At 49.2% G+C, this 15321-nt stretch carries 13 protein-coding genes; 6 read left to right on the plus strand and 7 right to left on the minus strand.

The window, feature by feature from the left end; genetic code table 11:
- Positions 1-814: 814 nt before the first annotated feature.
- Both RM811_RS23130 and hldE read left to right on the plus strand, forming a co-directional pair.
- A complete protein-coding gene (locus RM811_RS23130; RefSeq protein WP_402529006.1) occupies positions 815-2095 on the plus strand; it encodes a hypothetical protein in 1281 nt (426 codons plus the stop codon).
- Between the two features lie 250 nt (positions 2096-2345).
- Positions 2346-3788 carry a bifunctional D-glycero-beta-D-manno-heptose-7-phosphate kinase/D-glycero-beta-D-manno-heptose 1-phosphate adenylyltransferase HldE gene (gene hldE / locus RM811_RS23135; RefSeq protein ID WP_402529008.1) on the plus strand — a complete coding sequence of 481 codons (1443 nt, stop codon included), beginning with the start codon at positions 2346-2348 and terminating at the stop codon, positions 3786-3788.
- A 327-nt stretch (positions 3789-4115) separates the two neighbouring features.
- Here hldE and RM811_RS23140 read toward each other — a convergent pair whose 3' ends face one another.
- The 3 genes from RM811_RS23140 to RM811_RS23150 all read right to left on the minus strand — a co-directional run bounded on the left by RM811_RS23140 (position 4116) and on the right by RM811_RS23150 (position 6586).
- Positions 4116-4310, minus strand: a complete 195-nt coding sequence (locus RM811_RS23140) for a DUF1127 domain-containing protein (protein WP_402529009.1) — start codon at positions 4308-4310, stop codon at positions 4116-4118.
- Positions 4311-4535: 225 nt separating this feature from the next.
- Positions 4536-5339, minus strand: coding sequence for an aldo/keto reductase (locus RM811_RS23145; RefSeq protein WP_402529012.1), 804 nt, complete (start codon positions 5337-5339; stop codon positions 4536-4538).
- On the minus strand, positions 5336-6586 hold the full coding sequence (locus RM811_RS23150; RefSeq protein ID WP_402529014.1) for an NAD(P)/FAD-dependent oxidoreductase: 1251 nt from the start codon (positions 6584-6586) through the stop codon (positions 5336-5338). The genes RM811_RS23145 and RM811_RS23150 overlap by 4 nt, the downstream gene beginning before the upstream one ends.
- A 230-nt stretch (positions 6587-6816) precedes the next feature.
- Between RM811_RS23150 and RM811_RS23155 the strand changes: the two genes are divergently transcribed.
- Complete coding sequence (locus RM811_RS23155; protein ID WP_402529016.1) at positions 6817-7506, plus strand: diphthine--ammonia ligase; 690 nt, start codon at positions 6817-6819, stop codon at positions 7504-7506.
- A 104-nt stretch (positions 7507-7610) separates the two neighbouring features.
- Here the strand turns inward: RM811_RS23155 and RM811_RS23160 are convergent, their stop codons facing one another.
- Positions 7611-8549, minus strand: coding sequence for a CNNM domain-containing protein (locus RM811_RS23160; RefSeq protein WP_402529018.1), 939 nt, complete (start codon positions 8547-8549; stop codon positions 7611-7613).
- 221 nt (positions 8550-8770) lie between these two features.
- On the opposite strand from RM811_RS23160, the gene RM811_RS23165 reads away from it, so the two are divergent.
- The 3 genes from RM811_RS23165 to RM811_RS23175 all read left to right on the plus strand — a co-directional run bounded on the left by RM811_RS23165 (position 8771) and on the right by RM811_RS23175 (position 13797).
- On the plus strand, positions 8771-9487 hold the full coding sequence (locus RM811_RS23165; RefSeq protein WP_402529021.1) for a TetR/AcrR family transcriptional regulator: 717 nt from the start codon (positions 8771-8773) through the stop codon (positions 9485-9487).
- A 110-nt stretch (positions 9488-9597) separates the two neighbouring features.
- Positions 9598-10704: an efflux RND transporter periplasmic adaptor subunit gene (locus tag RM811_RS23170; RefSeq protein ID WP_402529024.1), complete on the plus strand. Its 1107-nt coding sequence runs from the start codon at positions 9598-9600 to the stop codon at positions 10702-10704.
- 3 nt (positions 10705-10707) lie between these two features.
- A complete protein-coding gene (locus RM811_RS23175) occupies positions 10708-13797 on the plus strand; it encodes an efflux RND transporter permease subunit (protein WP_402529026.1) in 3090 nt (1029 codons plus the stop codon).
- Between the two features lie 164 nt (positions 13798-13961).
- Here the strand turns inward: RM811_RS23175 and RM811_RS23180 are convergent, their stop codons facing one another.
- The 3 genes from RM811_RS23180 to RM811_RS23190 form a co-directional block, all read right to left on the minus strand.
- Complete coding sequence (locus RM811_RS23180; RefSeq protein WP_402529028.1) at positions 13962-14216, minus strand: Txe/YoeB family addiction module toxin; 255 nt, start codon at positions 14214-14216, stop codon at positions 13962-13964.
- A complete protein-coding gene (locus RM811_RS23185; protein ID WP_402529031.1) occupies positions 14213-14458 on the minus strand; it encodes a type II toxin-antitoxin system Phd/YefM family antitoxin in 246 nt (81 codons plus the stop codon). The genes RM811_RS23180 and RM811_RS23185 overlap by 4 nt, the downstream gene beginning before the upstream one ends.
- 160 nt (positions 14459-14618) lie before the next feature.
- Positions 14619-15182 carry a cobalamin adenosyltransferase gene (locus RM811_RS23190; RefSeq protein WP_402529033.1) on the minus strand — a complete coding sequence of 188 codons (564 nt, stop codon included), beginning with the start codon at positions 15180-15182 and terminating at the stop codon, positions 14619-14621.
- Between the last annotated feature and the right edge of the window lie 139 nt (positions 15183-15321).

Genomic DNA, 15321 nt, shown 5'->3' on the forward strand with positions numbered 1-15321 from the left:
ACGATCGATCACCCACTGGCGGCGATGTTCGTAGTTGTTTCCCGAAAGGTGATCCTGACCGCAAAGCCACGCCCGGCGAACACAGCGAGCGACACAATGGTAGTAGCGTGTACTCGCCGTATCGATCAGATTTCGCCGTGGCCTGGTCATGGGTTCTCCTGTCAGGAATAAAATGGGTTCAGGAGAAAAGTAGAATAGATATTTGGAAAGTCCAGTTTATGGGTGTCCTATTCTTTCTGAAGTCCAGTTTATGGGTGTCCTATTATTTGTTTATGGGTGTCCTATTCTTTCTAGTTTATGGGTGTCCTATTATTTTCTTTTGAATAGATATTTGGAAAGTCCAGTTTATGGGTGTCCTATTCTTTTGGTGTCCTATTTTTTTTTTATGGGTGTCCTATTCTTTCCGCTATTCTTTCCTATTCTTTCTGTGGAAAGTCCAGTTTATGGGTGTCCTATTATTTTTTTTTATGGGTGTCCTATTCTTTTCTCTTATTTAAGGAGAAAAATAGAATCGATATTTGGAAAGTCCAGTTTATGGGTGTCCTATTCTTTTATTCTTTTTTTTTATGGGTGTCCTATTCTTTTCTTCCATCAGTAATCCGCTGGTGATTTCCATTGTATTTGGCATATGTGCTTCGCCGCTGATGGTATTGTTTGTCATCCTGACGGCATACACGGTTCTGCCGGATCTTTGGGTGGTGGAAAGTCAGCCATAGTTAGTGAAATTTTTCAGGCACTATTCCTATGACTCGGTGTCCAATAAAAATCCCAACATCTGATTTCAATTAGCCCCGTTATCAAGGATTTATTATTTATGACACAACCTATTTCTACTAACTATCCTTTTCATACTTTATTACAGTGGAATAATCAGGCCGATAAATTTGTTAAAAACAAGCAGGGAAACAAAATCATCATCCTTGATAATTCCACATTAGATTTAAAGTTATCGGAACAGCAAACCAAAGCCGACGCCCAAAACCTGCAACAACAGAAAGGCAAACCCCTCGCTGGCGCCCGAGCCAGACCAACCACTACCGTTGATACTACAGCATCGATTAAGAAGGTACTTCTGGATGTCCGCATTGCTATTGAACAGCCGGAAACAGCAGATGATTTTCTGAGAAACCCACCAAACATCACCTCCAGTATTAAAATAGAGGGATTGGATTATCCACAATTAAACTCACAGAGTTTTTTGAAAATAGCATCACCTATGCTAAATTCTGATGCAGGCATCTGGAACACTTTACTTGATGAAACAAAAATATTAAGAAGAATCCAACCCAGACCGTCTGGACCCGAAGAAACAAAACATCTGGAGACCATCGAAAATCTAACCAAACAACTGTTATCAACACCAGACTTGGGATTAGCTGAAGCACAAGCAAGTACAATAAGCAGAGCCGACACCTTTAATAAAAAGTTGGAAAAAGAACTTACCGAGTTTCATATTACTACTGGTAAAAAAAAGCATGATAAATCTCTGAAAAAGACTGACAAAGAGATCGTCGATAAAATAAGAGATAAAACAAGGCAGGTTATTGATAATTTAACAGTGCCGAACAGTAATAGTCTCAATACAGATCACAGATCTAAAGAACCGACACCTACAGTTCGCAAAAAAAAGACAACAAAATCTGAGAAACAACCGTTAGCTGATTCTTCAGCATTGCCAGAAAATGATAAGCTGGCACGTTATCAAGATCAGCCAGAGCCGGAGGTTCGAGTTCATGTTCCAAAGAAGAACAATCCTGAGAAACCGGAAAACATGGAAAGTGATAACAAATCAGATATCACGAAATTTGTGAATAAAGTGAAGGAATTCATAGACACACTGCCAAAAATTTATAATGAAAAAAAAGCAAATAATGACAAGCACGGCGTAGCAACAGACGAGATAGTTGATTATACAAATAAAATCTTACACTATGGCATGAATATACCTGCCGAATCTGCTTACCAATTATCACAATCATTACGAAAACTCTTCGAAGACCCCAAACTGCGTTACCCTCATAAGGAACTGGGCACATTAATCGGCGTATTAGATGCCATTACGTCTCAAACTCAATCCATGGGCACAGAGCCATGAGGCTCAGTTCAGGTTAAGTGTTGGTACACTTCCTAAAGCCAGTAACGCCGCGAGATTCTCGGAATTACTGAGTCCCTCGCTGCAGCAAGCTTTCAGCGACTTGTGGTAAAACACCAACACTTATCTGGAACTGAGCCGAGCCATGAAATGCCCGTCGCTGTACATCTGATCAAATATTTCGTTGTCCAGGTGTTTATTACATCCGTATTACATGCTAAAAAATGGCCGTTGAATAAACCGGATCCGAAAAATGAAACTGACTATCCCTCGCTTTGATCTGGCCAGAGTTCTGGTGATTGGCGATATCATGCTGGATCGATACTGGCATGGCGCAACCTCCCGGATTTCACCGGAAGCACCAGTACCGGTAGTGAAAGTCGGGCAGATAGAAGACCGTCCCGGCGGTGCAGGCAACGTTGCGCTCAACATTGCAACACTAGGTGCCCCTGCCTGGGTTATCGGGGCAACGGGTGATGATGAAGCCGCCGACGCCCTTCAGACCCGCCTGGAAGCCGCCGGTATTTTTTGCAGTTTTGCACGCATCCCCGGTGTGCCAACCATCACCAAACTGCGAGTTATTTCCCAGCACCAGCAATTGATCCGCCTTGATCATGAAGAAGCTTTTGAAGGTCTGAGTCCCGATGTCATTGAAGAAAAAGCAGTACAACTGATCAAAAACCTGAGCGCCATTGTGCTTTCCGATTATGGCAAGGGAACGCTGCAGGGATGCCAACAGCTAATCCGCCTTGCCCGGTCACACAATATTCCAGTACTGGTTGATCCTAAAGGCACCTGCTTTGAGCGTTACCGTGGCGCGACGGCTATCACGCCAAACCTGAAAGAGTTCGAGGCCATTGTTGGCCCCTGCCGCAGTGAAGAGGAACTGGTCAGTAAAGGTCAGCAATTATTAAAAGAGCTGGAACTGGGTGCACTGCTGATTACCCGCAGTGAACACGGCATGACCCTGATTCGTGAAAATGAGACTGAAGTCCATTTCCCAGCCAGGGCAAGAGAAGTATTTGATGTCACTGGCGCAGGGGATACGGTTATTGCGGTTCTGGCAGCCTCATTAGCCGCCGGCTGCGATATGCCGCAAGCTGCAGGTCTTGCCAATATTGCGGCGGGCCTTGTTGTTGCCAAGTTGGGAACCGCCAGCATTTCCATGCCTGAGCTGAGACGTGAAGTAAACCGCGAACTGGGTGCTGAGCGCGGTGCTGTTTCTCAGGAACAGTTGATCGTTGCTGTTGAAGATGCCCGTGCACACGGTGAAAAGATCGTATTCACCAATGGCTGTTTTGATATTCTCCATGCCGGCCATGTGGGCTATCTTGAACAGGCTCGAAAGCAGGGAGACAGGCTGGTTCTTGCGATTAATGGCGATGAATCAGTCACTCGTCTGAAAGGCGAAGGTCGTCCGATTAATCCGGTTGATCGCCGAATGGCCGTACTGGCTGGTCTGGAAGCGGTTGACTGGGTAGTAAGCTTTAATGATGACACCCCTGAAGACCTGATTCGTGCAGTCAAGCCCGATGTACTGGTTAAAGGCGGTGACTATACGCTGGACCAGGTGGTCGGCGCTCCTATAGTTCATGAGTACGGTGGTGAAGTAAAAGTGCTCGCTTTCCTGGAAAACTGCTCAACAACCGCCATCGTGGATAAAATTCGCGATGAAAAGGATACACAGCCAGCCTGATAAGCCCACTCATGATCTGGTCTGCTGCGCGCCACGGCAGACCTCTTTCACTTTCCTGAGGGGCTAAACCCGGCGGGGCTAAACCCGGCCAGCCATCGAGTCTGCTTTCCTGAGGGGCTAAACCCGGCCAGCCATCGAGTCTGCGTGCATTTGTAAAAACACTTCGTTATCCATCCGGACTTTTGCGATATGTTGTCAATGCAGCCCGCCATACAGAAAACAGAGTCAATATCGTTACTGTGGACTTTCCGGAAGATGACTATATTTACAATGCCTGCATGCGTGAAAATATAATGGATAGTTCGCCTTAATATTTTCGATAGAAGCTTACTCTTGCCAAAATGGTTTCGAGATTTCCCTGAGGCGATCCGACTCAGTCAATCCGATATCCTTAAGAAGCCTTGCATCCATTTTTGCCAGATTTTGCCGCCCTTCCACCCGATACTGCCATAGCTGACATTGTCCCTTCAGCTCTGAAAAATAAGAAGCTGCTGTTTTATGCAAGATATTTTTAATGCCCATTACTGATTTGTGCCTCATGGCTCCCTCCTTTTGAGAAGATCAGCTATCGGCGAGAAATACAGCTAATTTAGAGTTAAGGAATTGTCCTGTTAATAATCTCCCGGTTTTGTTCACCACAGAGTCTCAGAGAAAAACCTTGATTTATCCCTCCGTGTCTCTGTGGTAAAAAAGGCAAGTTATTCCGGGACAGATTCTAACTGGCAGCACACCTTGCATTTGAGCCTCTCATGCAGAGGCCGCAATACAGGCCTCTGCATTCTGTTGCATATGAGCAGGATTGATGGTTCCAACAATAGCCGCAGAAACACCCGGGTGTGAAAAAACCAACTTCATACTTTCCAGAACAGGATCCTGACCAGAAAGGCAGGCATGACCACTGGCCAATGCTTTCTTGATTAAAATGCCTTTACCCTGTTCCAGTGCGTAATCAAGTACCTGCTTTTCTGCCTGCTCGTTCAGGTTATAAGTCACCATGGCAACATCAGAGTGTTTAAGCGCCAGAATGCCACCTTCAACGGTTTTGGTGGACATACCCGAAGCAAGAATTTTCCCCTCTTTCTTCAGGTCGGCCAGAACCTCCAGACAGCCCGACTGCTCAATGATATTGACATCGTCACCGCTGGAGTGGACCAGCATCAGTTCGATTACGTCAGTATTCAGCCGCTTCAGGCTTCTCTCGACACTGAATCGTATATGCTGCCCGGAGAAATCAAAGCAAGATTCGCCATTGATAAACTCTTCTCCCACCTTGCTGCAAATCACCCACTGCTCCCGAAACCCCTTATGCCTGACAAATAATTCACCCAGGCGTTCTTCACTGGTGCCGTAAGCAGGAGCTGTATCCAGAAGATTCATACCCAGTTCCCGGGCGAGATTGAGAAGCTCGAACATTTCACGGTCATCAGGCATGGTGAAATGTTCGGGATACTTTACGCCCTGGTTCCGGCCAAACTTAACGGTGCCAAACCCAAGGGGAGATACCTCAATATCTGTGCCTGCAATTCGTTTTCTACCCAGACCCTGGTTCATGAAGTTTCCTTTTCGTCAAAACATCCCTGCCAGAAGTTTGGACAGATCTCAGGCTGGGAAAACCCTGCAGGCATTGACACCGTTTTATCGGTCACTGGACGAATATTATCTTCCTGCAACAGCCGCACCACCTCATCTGCAAGGTTAGGCGCCAGGGCCAGCTTGGTAGGCCAGGTGACAATACCGTTAGCAACCGGCTGACAGAATGCAGCATCAGGGCGCAGCAAGCGGCTCTGCTTTGGTTCAGCACGATTAACACGAAGGGTAGCCCACTCGGCCTGATCCAGGTTCACCCAGGGCAGCAGCGCCTTCATCTCTTTCTTCGCCGTTGCAATCAATTCATCAGCAGACTGTTTGACCCCATCTTCAGCAATGCCTCCACCGAGATACCATACCCATTTCCCATCGGCATCAGGATGGCTGGTAACCGTAATTCGGGGAAGGGGTGTAGTGCCGAGACAGTGGGCATAAACAGGCTCAGGATGATGATGACGAACCATGACCATGTGCAGTGGCCGCACTTGCATTTTTGGATCGTTAACCCCCCAGGTATTAAGAAGCGCCTCAGTTCCCTCACCAGCCGACAGTACAAACCGTTTAGCCTTCAGCTGAACCTTTTGACCTCTGTCGTTTGATAATTCAATAGCCTCAATATTACCCTGGCTGTCGGTTTTTAATTGGGCATTGCCCTGCTCACGCCAGTCAACTTTGACCGTTTTATCTTCCAGTCCCTGAACCAGGGCCCGGGTAACCGTGGCGATATCCAGTACAATTTCATTGAGCTGATAAACCTTCCCACGGAATCCTTCATGCTTGAATATTGCCGGCAAATTTTCCTTCGTTAGCGTTTCCACCCGCCCACGCAAGGCTTTGCTGGCAAAAAACGACGTCATTCTTGAACCGATATCCCCCGGTGACCAGAGATAGTGGTGTTCAGACAATATCCTGGCGGAACGCAGATCCGGGTCAGCCACACCCCCTCCACCAACACCTTCACCAGCCAGCGCATTACGCCAGCGATCCGGCATTGCGGCAATGGCCTGGGCGGCATTGGTCAACTGACCGGTCAGCGTATATTTGGTACCACCATGGACGATCCCCTGAGACTTGATGGTCTGTCCACCACCCAGGGAATCCTGCTCTAACAGTACGGAACGATAGCCAAGAGTATTCAAAGTTCTGAATAGCCAGAGGCCGGCAATACCGCCGCCAATAACTACCACATCAGTTTCAATGGTCTGAGTCATATAGAAGGATCAACATGTGATTACTAAAATGCCGAGAATTATACGCCCGAAGAGCCTGACTGTCCTGCACGGTCGCAACACCCAAAGCGTATTCCGCGGTATCCGTGATACTCAATAAGGCCACCTTTTAAAAAAGGTCACACCTGGCATGGTCAAAAACATAGCTGACCATAATCAGGTCATGCTAACGTCCGACCATTGCTATGTTTTCTTTTTGTTGAGCCTCTACAATGTCGAATATGTCCTCATCAGAACCACCGGCCACGCAATTATTCTGCACCTCCTGGAGTGGAGGGAAAGATGCCTGCTTTGCACTCTGGCAATCGATCAGGAAAGGACTTACCCCAACCTGCCTGCTGACCATGCTGAAGGCTGACAAGGAGCAAACCAGTGCCCATGGCCTGAACCGGGATGTTCTTGAAGCCCAGGCTGAGTGCATGCAATTGCCCATCGTCTTTGGTAAAGCAAATTTCGGAGAATATGAAGCGGGTTTAAAAGCAGCACTTCAGGACGTTAAAAATACCTTCAACACCTTTCAACTGACGTTTGGAGATATCGACTTGCAGGCTCACCGGGACTGGTATGAAAAGATTCTGGTGGACACTGGCATTACCCCTCATTTCCCACTCTGGCACTACTCCAGGGAACAACTACTGCAAGATATGTTTGCTAACGGTTTTGAAACCATGATCGTCAGCCTGAAGGCCGACAAGCTTGATCGTAACCTGCTGGGAAAAATACTCACGCCGGAGATTGCTGTTCAGATTCAAAACGAAGGTGTCTGCCCTACCGGTGAAGATGGCGAGTTTCATACCCTGGTGATTAATGCTCCTCACTTTCATAACCGGCTGGAAGTAGACGTCCGTGGCATTATCGAAGATGAGTGGGGATATACCCAATTAGAAATTGTCTCGAAATAAAACCCGCATTTTACTGAGGCTTGTAAAAGGCCGTTGCCCGTTGCCCGCAAAAGCATAAGCGACCCCGGATTTTTCGGATAACGGACTGCGGATAACGTTGATAACTAACGGAGTAAGGCCTGAAACACTTTCTTGGCGGTCACAATTCGAGTCTGCTCGACGGTTTCGCCAAGCAGCAGAATTATAGAAGCTCGGGTTTCATGGAGTTCTGTCACCGCTTCATGCAGTGAAGTTTCCGGCGCAAGATTAATCGTTTTTCTCATTAACTCACCAACCGACATCTCTGCGTCACTATTCACCATACAACGAGCCAGGTGGCGATACAGCACAATGCCAGCGGGCTGGTTATCCTTGAGCACAATATAGCGTTTGCAGGGAAATGACCGCAGTGTTTCTTCAACAGAAGCGACAGTAACCTCTGACGGAAGACAAACGGCAGGAATGGAGTGTTCAACCAGTTCCGCCAGATTTTTCTGATGGGAACTCAACACGGCTTCAGCGAGTTTTCGCTGACTCTTACCAGTAACCCCCCGTTTATTGTAATACCTGATAATACCTCTCAGATCATCGTTGCTGCGGATTGCTTCTTTATGGTGAGGAAGGATTCGGGTCCAGAACATGGCAAGCAGCAATATATGTCTTGTCAGGACGTAAATCAGGCGAATAACGGGTGCCCACTGGATAACCACTTTATCAGCAGTCTGAACGGCCAGCAGCTTGGGCAGCACTTTGGCAAATACCAACATACAGTAAGCGAGCAGTGCCGTAAAAACAGCCAGCCAGAGATCATTAAACGCTCTTGCCGCCAACGCACCAAGCACCGTGCTCCCGGAAATACTGACCAGTGTGCTCAAAAAAACAATACCCGAGAGGTGCTCCCGCTTTTTCTGAAAAACCATCTGAATGGCTTCCTGATTCCGGGGGTTTTTGTACAAAATGGTCACCAGTCTCAGCTCGTCAATAGCCACCACTGACGATTCAAGAAGCGATAAAAAAGCAGTAAAAGCAACGATAAAACACGCAAAAAACACCAGTAGCAGCATCCATACCTCCAGAAGAACAGCAAATTGGCAAGAGAAACAGCAGAAACGTTGTGCGCCAGTTTTTCCTCCCTACCTGATATTTCGACTATTTTTCTTCTTTATTAACGGTACTCTTCAACCCTCAACCTATCAAAAATATTATTCGAATATCATTCGACTAATATTCATGATTACTTTATTCTCCGCACCCTCTATAGCTCTCAACCCACTGGTTATCTGTCATGTCAGCATCCGACAAAAGGACTCAGAGAGAAGCAACCATCATTCAGTCCACCCTGCATATTCTGAAGGAAAAGGGATTTATGGATCTGAAAATGTCAGAGGTTGCCAGACAGGCCCAATTCTCTATGGGAACCGTGTATTCACACTTTTCCAGCAAAGAAGACCTCCTTCTGGGATGTGCCATACATATTTCAAAAACGATTGCTTCCATTTTTGACCAGGTGATTAAGAGTCCCACGCCCCCGATGGAGCGGCTATTAACACTGAATATAGCGATCTGGCTCTGTGATGCCCGGCAGCCTCACCATTACTTTCTTCGCAAGCTGGCCATGACTCCGGACATCTGGCAACGGGCGTCTGCAGAGCGAGTCCGGGCACTGGACGACATTTATCAAATAATCAGCCAACTGGTTGAAACCCTGGTTATTGAGGCGATGACTGAGAACCCATCGATCACTCAGGAAAATCGGGAAGATGCGCTTACCGGTATTCTGATGGGCCTCTGGAGTCTGGGGGAAGGTCTGTTCCAGATCAGCATGACCGGCTTTGGATTGAGGCAGCCCGCCCTGCAAAAAGACAACGGCTTTAGTTTATTGGCCACTAATCTTGGTAAATACCTTCAGGGCTGGGGCTGGCAAGATCCCTTCTCTGAAACCCTTATTGAAAACAGCAAAATTCAGGCTCAACGCATTGTTTCTGCATTTACAGATCAATAGAACCTGCCAGAGTTTATCTAACCAAAATGCTATCTCCACGTTTTCCTGACCCGTACAGGGAGAGAGTGCAGAGAACGCCTTTTTTGTATTTGTTTGGAGTTCCACCCCCCATGCATTTTTTCACCTCAACCCGCTCATCCGTTACTGTGATGATATTGCTGGCGGTCAGCTTGCTGACTGGCTGTGATAAAGAAGAAATCGTCACCAGTCACAATGTCGTTCGCCCCGTCAAACTGTTCACCGTAAAAGATCCACAGCAACAACAGCTGCGTTACTTTCCCGGTAAAGTCACTGCCACAGAAGAAGCGGAAATCTCTTTTCGTATTCCGGGCCAGATCGAGCAGATCGAAATCAATCAGGGCGATAATGTTCTGGCAGGTCAGGTGCTTGCTTATCTGGACGACCGGGATATCCGCAATGAACTGCAAGACCGTCAGGCCAATTATGAGCTGGCCAAAGTAGAATTTGAGCGAACCAGCTCATTGCTCAAGAAGAAAGTAGTCTCCCAATCAAACTTTGATACCGCCAGTGCCAAACTGAAATCCGCCGAAGCGGCCCTGAAGCTCAGCCGCGACAAACTGGAATACACCTTGCTGAAAGCGCCTTTTAGTGGCCGGATCGCCCAGACTCTGGTTGAAGAGCATCAGCAGGTACAGGCACAACAGCCGGTTCTGGTTCTGCAGAGCAGCGATCGCCTCGACATCAGCATCCAGGTGCCGGAAAGCATTGTCTCCCATGTCAACAGCAAGACCGCCGACCGCAGCTACCAGCCCATGGCCACCTTCCCTGGCGCTCCGGGCAAAGGGTTCCCGGTCAGTTATAAAGAACACGCGACCAGGGTCACCCCCGGCACCCAGAGTTACGAGGTAATCTTTACCCGCACCGCCCCGGCCAATATGAATATCCTGCCCGGCATGACCGCTACGGTGATCATCGACCTGGCCAGAATCATCGATCTGGAGGATCAACCCAGCTATGTTCTGGTGCCCATCTCAGCCATTGCCAGGGATGATGCCAACAATAAGACCGTGGTCTGGCGCTTTGATGAAGCCAGCAAACAGGTACAGCCGTTGGAAATCACCGCTGGGCGTATTACCGAAGCCGGCGTGCAGATCCTTTCCGGTATCAACCCCGGTGACCGCATTGTCACGGCCGGTCTCAGCCAGCTTTACGACGGCATGACCGTTAAGCCTCTGCGTAAAGAGCGGGGACTATAAACCATGAATATTGCTGAATATTCTATTTCCCACCGGGTCATCAGCTGGATGTTTGTGGTCATCCTGCTGGTGGGTGGTGCACTGTCGTTTTTTGGCCTGGGCCAGTTGGAATTCCCGGAATTCACCATCAAACAGGCGATGGTCATCACGCCCTATCCTGGTGCATCACCAGAACAGGTGGAAGAAGAGGTCACCCTGCCCCTGGAAGAAGCCATCCAACAGCTGGAGTACGTCAAAGTTATTGACTCCATCAGCAATAATGGCCGCTCCCAGATTATGGTGGAGATGAAAGAGCAATACCCATCCAGCCAGCTCCCACAGATCTGGGATGAACTGCGTCGTAAAATCAACGATGGTCAGAGCAGCCTCCCCCCGGGAGTCTATCCGTCTGTGGTAATGGACGACTACAGCGATGTGTTTGGCATGCTGTTCACTATTACCGGCGAAGGCTATACAGCCAGAGATCTGGAAAACTATGCTGACTACCTGAAGCGTGAGCTGGTGCTGGTAGAAGGCGTGAAAAAAGTCGCCATTGCCGGTGCCCGCCAGCAACAGGTTGTGGTGGAAATGTCCCAGGCAAAGCTGGTTAATCTGGGTATTGATCCGGCCTGGATTTTTTCCCTGATTCAAAACCAGAATGTGGTGTCCAATGCTGGCAATATGCTGGTGGATGGCCGCTCCATCCGTATTCACCCCACCGGGGAGTTCACCCGGGTCCAGGAGCTGGAGCAACTGATTATCAGCCCTCCGGGAAGCACACAATTGGTGCGCCTCGGTGATATCGCCAGTGTTCGCCGGGTCTATGACGAAACCCCGGACACCCTCTATCGCAGCAACGGTGAGGAAGCCCTTTCCCTGGGCGTCTCCTTTACCTCCGGTGTGAATGTTGTGGATATAGGCGACAAGGTTCGTCAGCGACTGAATGAACTGACGCCGGAACAACCCGTCGGCATTGAACTCACCACGGTATACGATCAGCCCGCCACGGTATCGGAATCCGTTAATGGCTTTCTGATCAACCTGGGTGAGGCCGTGGCGATTGTCATCCTGGTGCTGCTACTGGCCATGGGGGTTCGTGCCGGCCTGCTGATGGGCGCGGTGCTGCTGCTGACCATCTCTGGCACCTTTATTGTCATGAAAATGTTCAATATTGATCTGCAGCTGATCTCCCTGGGTGCGCTGATTATTGCCCTGGGGATGCTGGTGGATAATGCCATCGTAGTCACCGAAGGTATTCAAGTGGGTATCCAGCGGGGATTGACCCGGCTGGAAGCATCAAAGCGGGTAGTCAGCCAGAATCAATGGCCACTGCTGGGCGCCACCGTGATCGCCATTATGGCCTTTGCGCCCATCGGCCTTTCTGATAATGCCACCGGTGAATTCTGTCTTTCCCTGTTTCAGGTGCTGCTGATCTCGCTGCTCCTGAGCTGGATTACCGCCATCACCCTGACGCCGTTTTTCTGTAACATCCTGTTCAAGAAATTTGAAACGGAGGCCGCTGCCGGACAGAATGCAGAATCCTTTGACCCGTACCAGGGCGCCCTGTTCACCCTCTATAAACAACTGCTGGGTTTTGCCCTGAAGCACCGCCCCACCACAATAGTCCTGACTATGCTGGCACTGGTGCTGGCGGTAGTGGGCTTTGGCTCGGTAAAAAATGTGTTCTTTCCACCTTCCAACACGCCCATATTCTTTGTAGATTTCTGGATGCCCGAGGGCAGCGATATCCGGGCAACCGAAGCGGAACTGGCCAAGCTGGAACAGCAGGTGCTAACCATGCCCGGCATTAAAAATGTCACCTCGGTGATGGGTATGGGAGCCCAGCGTTTTATTCTCCCTTACATGCCGGAAAAACAGTACACCAGCTTTGGCCAGCTGATTATCGAAACCGATGATCTGGAAGCCATTACGCCACTGGTTGCCTCACTGGAGACCCTGCTCAGCGAAGAATTCAGCGAGGTGGAATACCGCATCAAACTGATGCAGAACGGCCCTGCCGCTCCCGCTGAAATTGAAGCCCGCTTCTACGGCGAGGACCCGGCAGTATTACGCGCCCTGTCGGTTCAGGCTATGGCAGTACTGCGGGATGAACCCACGGCCACCAATATACGACATGGCTGGCGTAACCAGGTAAGCATTGTCCGCCCCCATCTTGATGAAGCCAGCGCCCGGCGCAGCGGCATCTCCAAACAAGCCCTGGATAATGCCCTGCTGGTCAACTTCACTGGCCGGCAAATGGGGGTTTACCGGGATGGCAGCCAGTTAATGCCGCTGATCGTCCGCGCCCCGGAAAGTGAACGACTGAATGCCGACAGTATCACTGACCTGCAGGTATGGAGCGCCGACCGAAACAGCTTTGTCCCCATCACCCAGGCCATTTCCAGCTTTGATACGGAATGGGAAAACCCGCTGATTGTCCGCCGGGACCGCAAGCGCATGCTGTCGGTAATGGCCGACCCCGAGCTGCTGAGTGATGAAACCACGGACAGCGTGTTCCGGAAAGTTCGTGGGAAAATTGAAGCCATTCCGTTACCGGAAGGCTATGCGCTGGAATGGGGTGGTGCCTACGAGCTGTCCACCGACGCCCAGAGTGCCGTATTCGCCTCGATTCCCATGGGCTACCTGGGGATGTTTCTGATCACCGTATTCCTGTTCAACACCATACGACAACCGTTAGCCATCTGGAGTACCGTACCCCTGGCACTGATTGGTGTGGTTTCCGGTCTGCTGGTGCTCAATACACCATTCAGCTTTATGGGCCTGCTGGGGCTTCTGAGTCTGTCGGGAATGCTGATTAAAAACGGCATCGTTCTGGTAGAACAGATTAAGCAGGAGCTGGAAGAAGGCCGGGATCCTCACGACGCTATTTTTCATGCATCAGTCAGTCGTCTGCGGCCGGTCTGTATGGCTGCCCTGACCACCATGCTGGGAATGATTCCACTGCTGTTTGATGCCTTCTTCAAATCCATGGCGGTGACCATTATTTTTGGTCTTGGCTTTGCTACGATTCTGACGCTGGTTGTTCTGCCGGTGATTTATTCACTGCTGTATAAAATCAGTTTCAAAGGCTTTCAATATAAAGGAAGTTATTAAATCACCCTGAGAGGGTAGAGAAGTTCTTCTGACTTGTTCCCACAGCCTGAGCATGTTGCAAAAGGGCAAATTAACACCTGACCGTCATCCCCGCGCCGGCGGGGAGCCGTTGCCGTGAAGCCCGGGAATAACCATATCGTGCAGGTGCGTAATAGGGTCTGTTTTCAATAATGATAACGCAACCCGGCAATCAGCAAGGCATCATCCGCAGGCTTATAAACAAACCGATGCTCATCATTCAACCGCCGGGACCAGTATCCCGATAAGCCATGCTTCAGGGGTTCAGGTTTGCCGATGCCCTCAAACGGGGTGCGTCTGGCAATGTTGATCAGTTTGTTGATCCGGGCCACCATCTTCTTGTCGGTCTTTTGCCAGTACTGGTAATCGTCCCATGCCTGATCGGAAAAAATCGGCTTCATAGGGGGTGCTCAGTCCCTTTTCCACTTTCCAGCTGGGCGATGGATTCCAGCAGACGCCGGGCATTTTTCGGGCTTCTCAATAAATAGGCGGTTTCTTCCATGGCCTGATAATCTTCCAGCGACATCATCACCACCGGCCTTTCATTCTTGCGGGTGATAATAACCGGGGCGTGATTGTCACACACCTGTTCCATGGTTTTCGCCAGAGCGCTTCGAGCCTTGGTATAGCTTATTGTGTCCATGGCTTAACCCCCCTTAACTGTACATGTACGTTTTATTGTACAACAAGGTTCGAGAAAAGCAAATTGCCCGGGAATAACCATATTGATGCTATGGATATATTTGTGGATGTCCCTGACTTTCTGACTTTCTTTCTTCACATCCTGTGTGGGAACAGATCGATTAAACAGTTTTCTTGGATGGCGGCTTCAGGTTATAGCTCAGACTCTGGTATTCAGGCTCAACAATACCAAACCGACGATTGATGACCACCGTTAAGCGGAAAAACAGATTACAGAGCATGTTGCCAAACCGGTGCAATTCATTGGGTACCTCTATTCCGTGAGCATCGACTTTTACCAAAGCTCTAACAGCCTTCTTGGAAAGTGAACGACAACTGTGTAATAACTGCACCGCCCGGCCTCCCCTGGGAAGAACAAATCCGTGCAACTGCCCTTCAATCTCTTTCTGGTACTGGTCAAAGTAACCGGCCAGCCATTGAATCTGCTCTTCAAAAACGGCCTGTTTTCCTCGAACCGAACCATTCATATGAAATATTTTTGGCTGAAGTTTATCCAGAAAATCATAGATATCCGCAAACCGCCCATCTCCTTCCAACTCACTGATCACTCCACCTAATGTGGCACAGAGTTCATCAGTGATGATTTCATAGTCGCACAGGGGAGAGTCTTCGTAGATAAATGGGTAGCAGAGTTCCCGGATATCACCGGAGTATTTGAGGGTCATGGGAAAGCCTTGAGGAATGTGGTAGTCAATCTCGTTTCCACGCGGAGAGTGGTTGTCGAGACAGGTCAAATTAACACGCAATCGTCATCCCCGCGCAGGAGGCTGTCGCAAAAGCCTCCGGAAACCTCGTTCCCATGCT

The sequence above is a fragment of the Endozoicomonas sp. genome (assembly GCF_031844845.1).
Taxonomy (GTDB): domain Bacteria; phylum Pseudomonadota; class Gammaproteobacteria; order Pseudomonadales; family Endozoicomonadaceae; genus Endozoicomonas.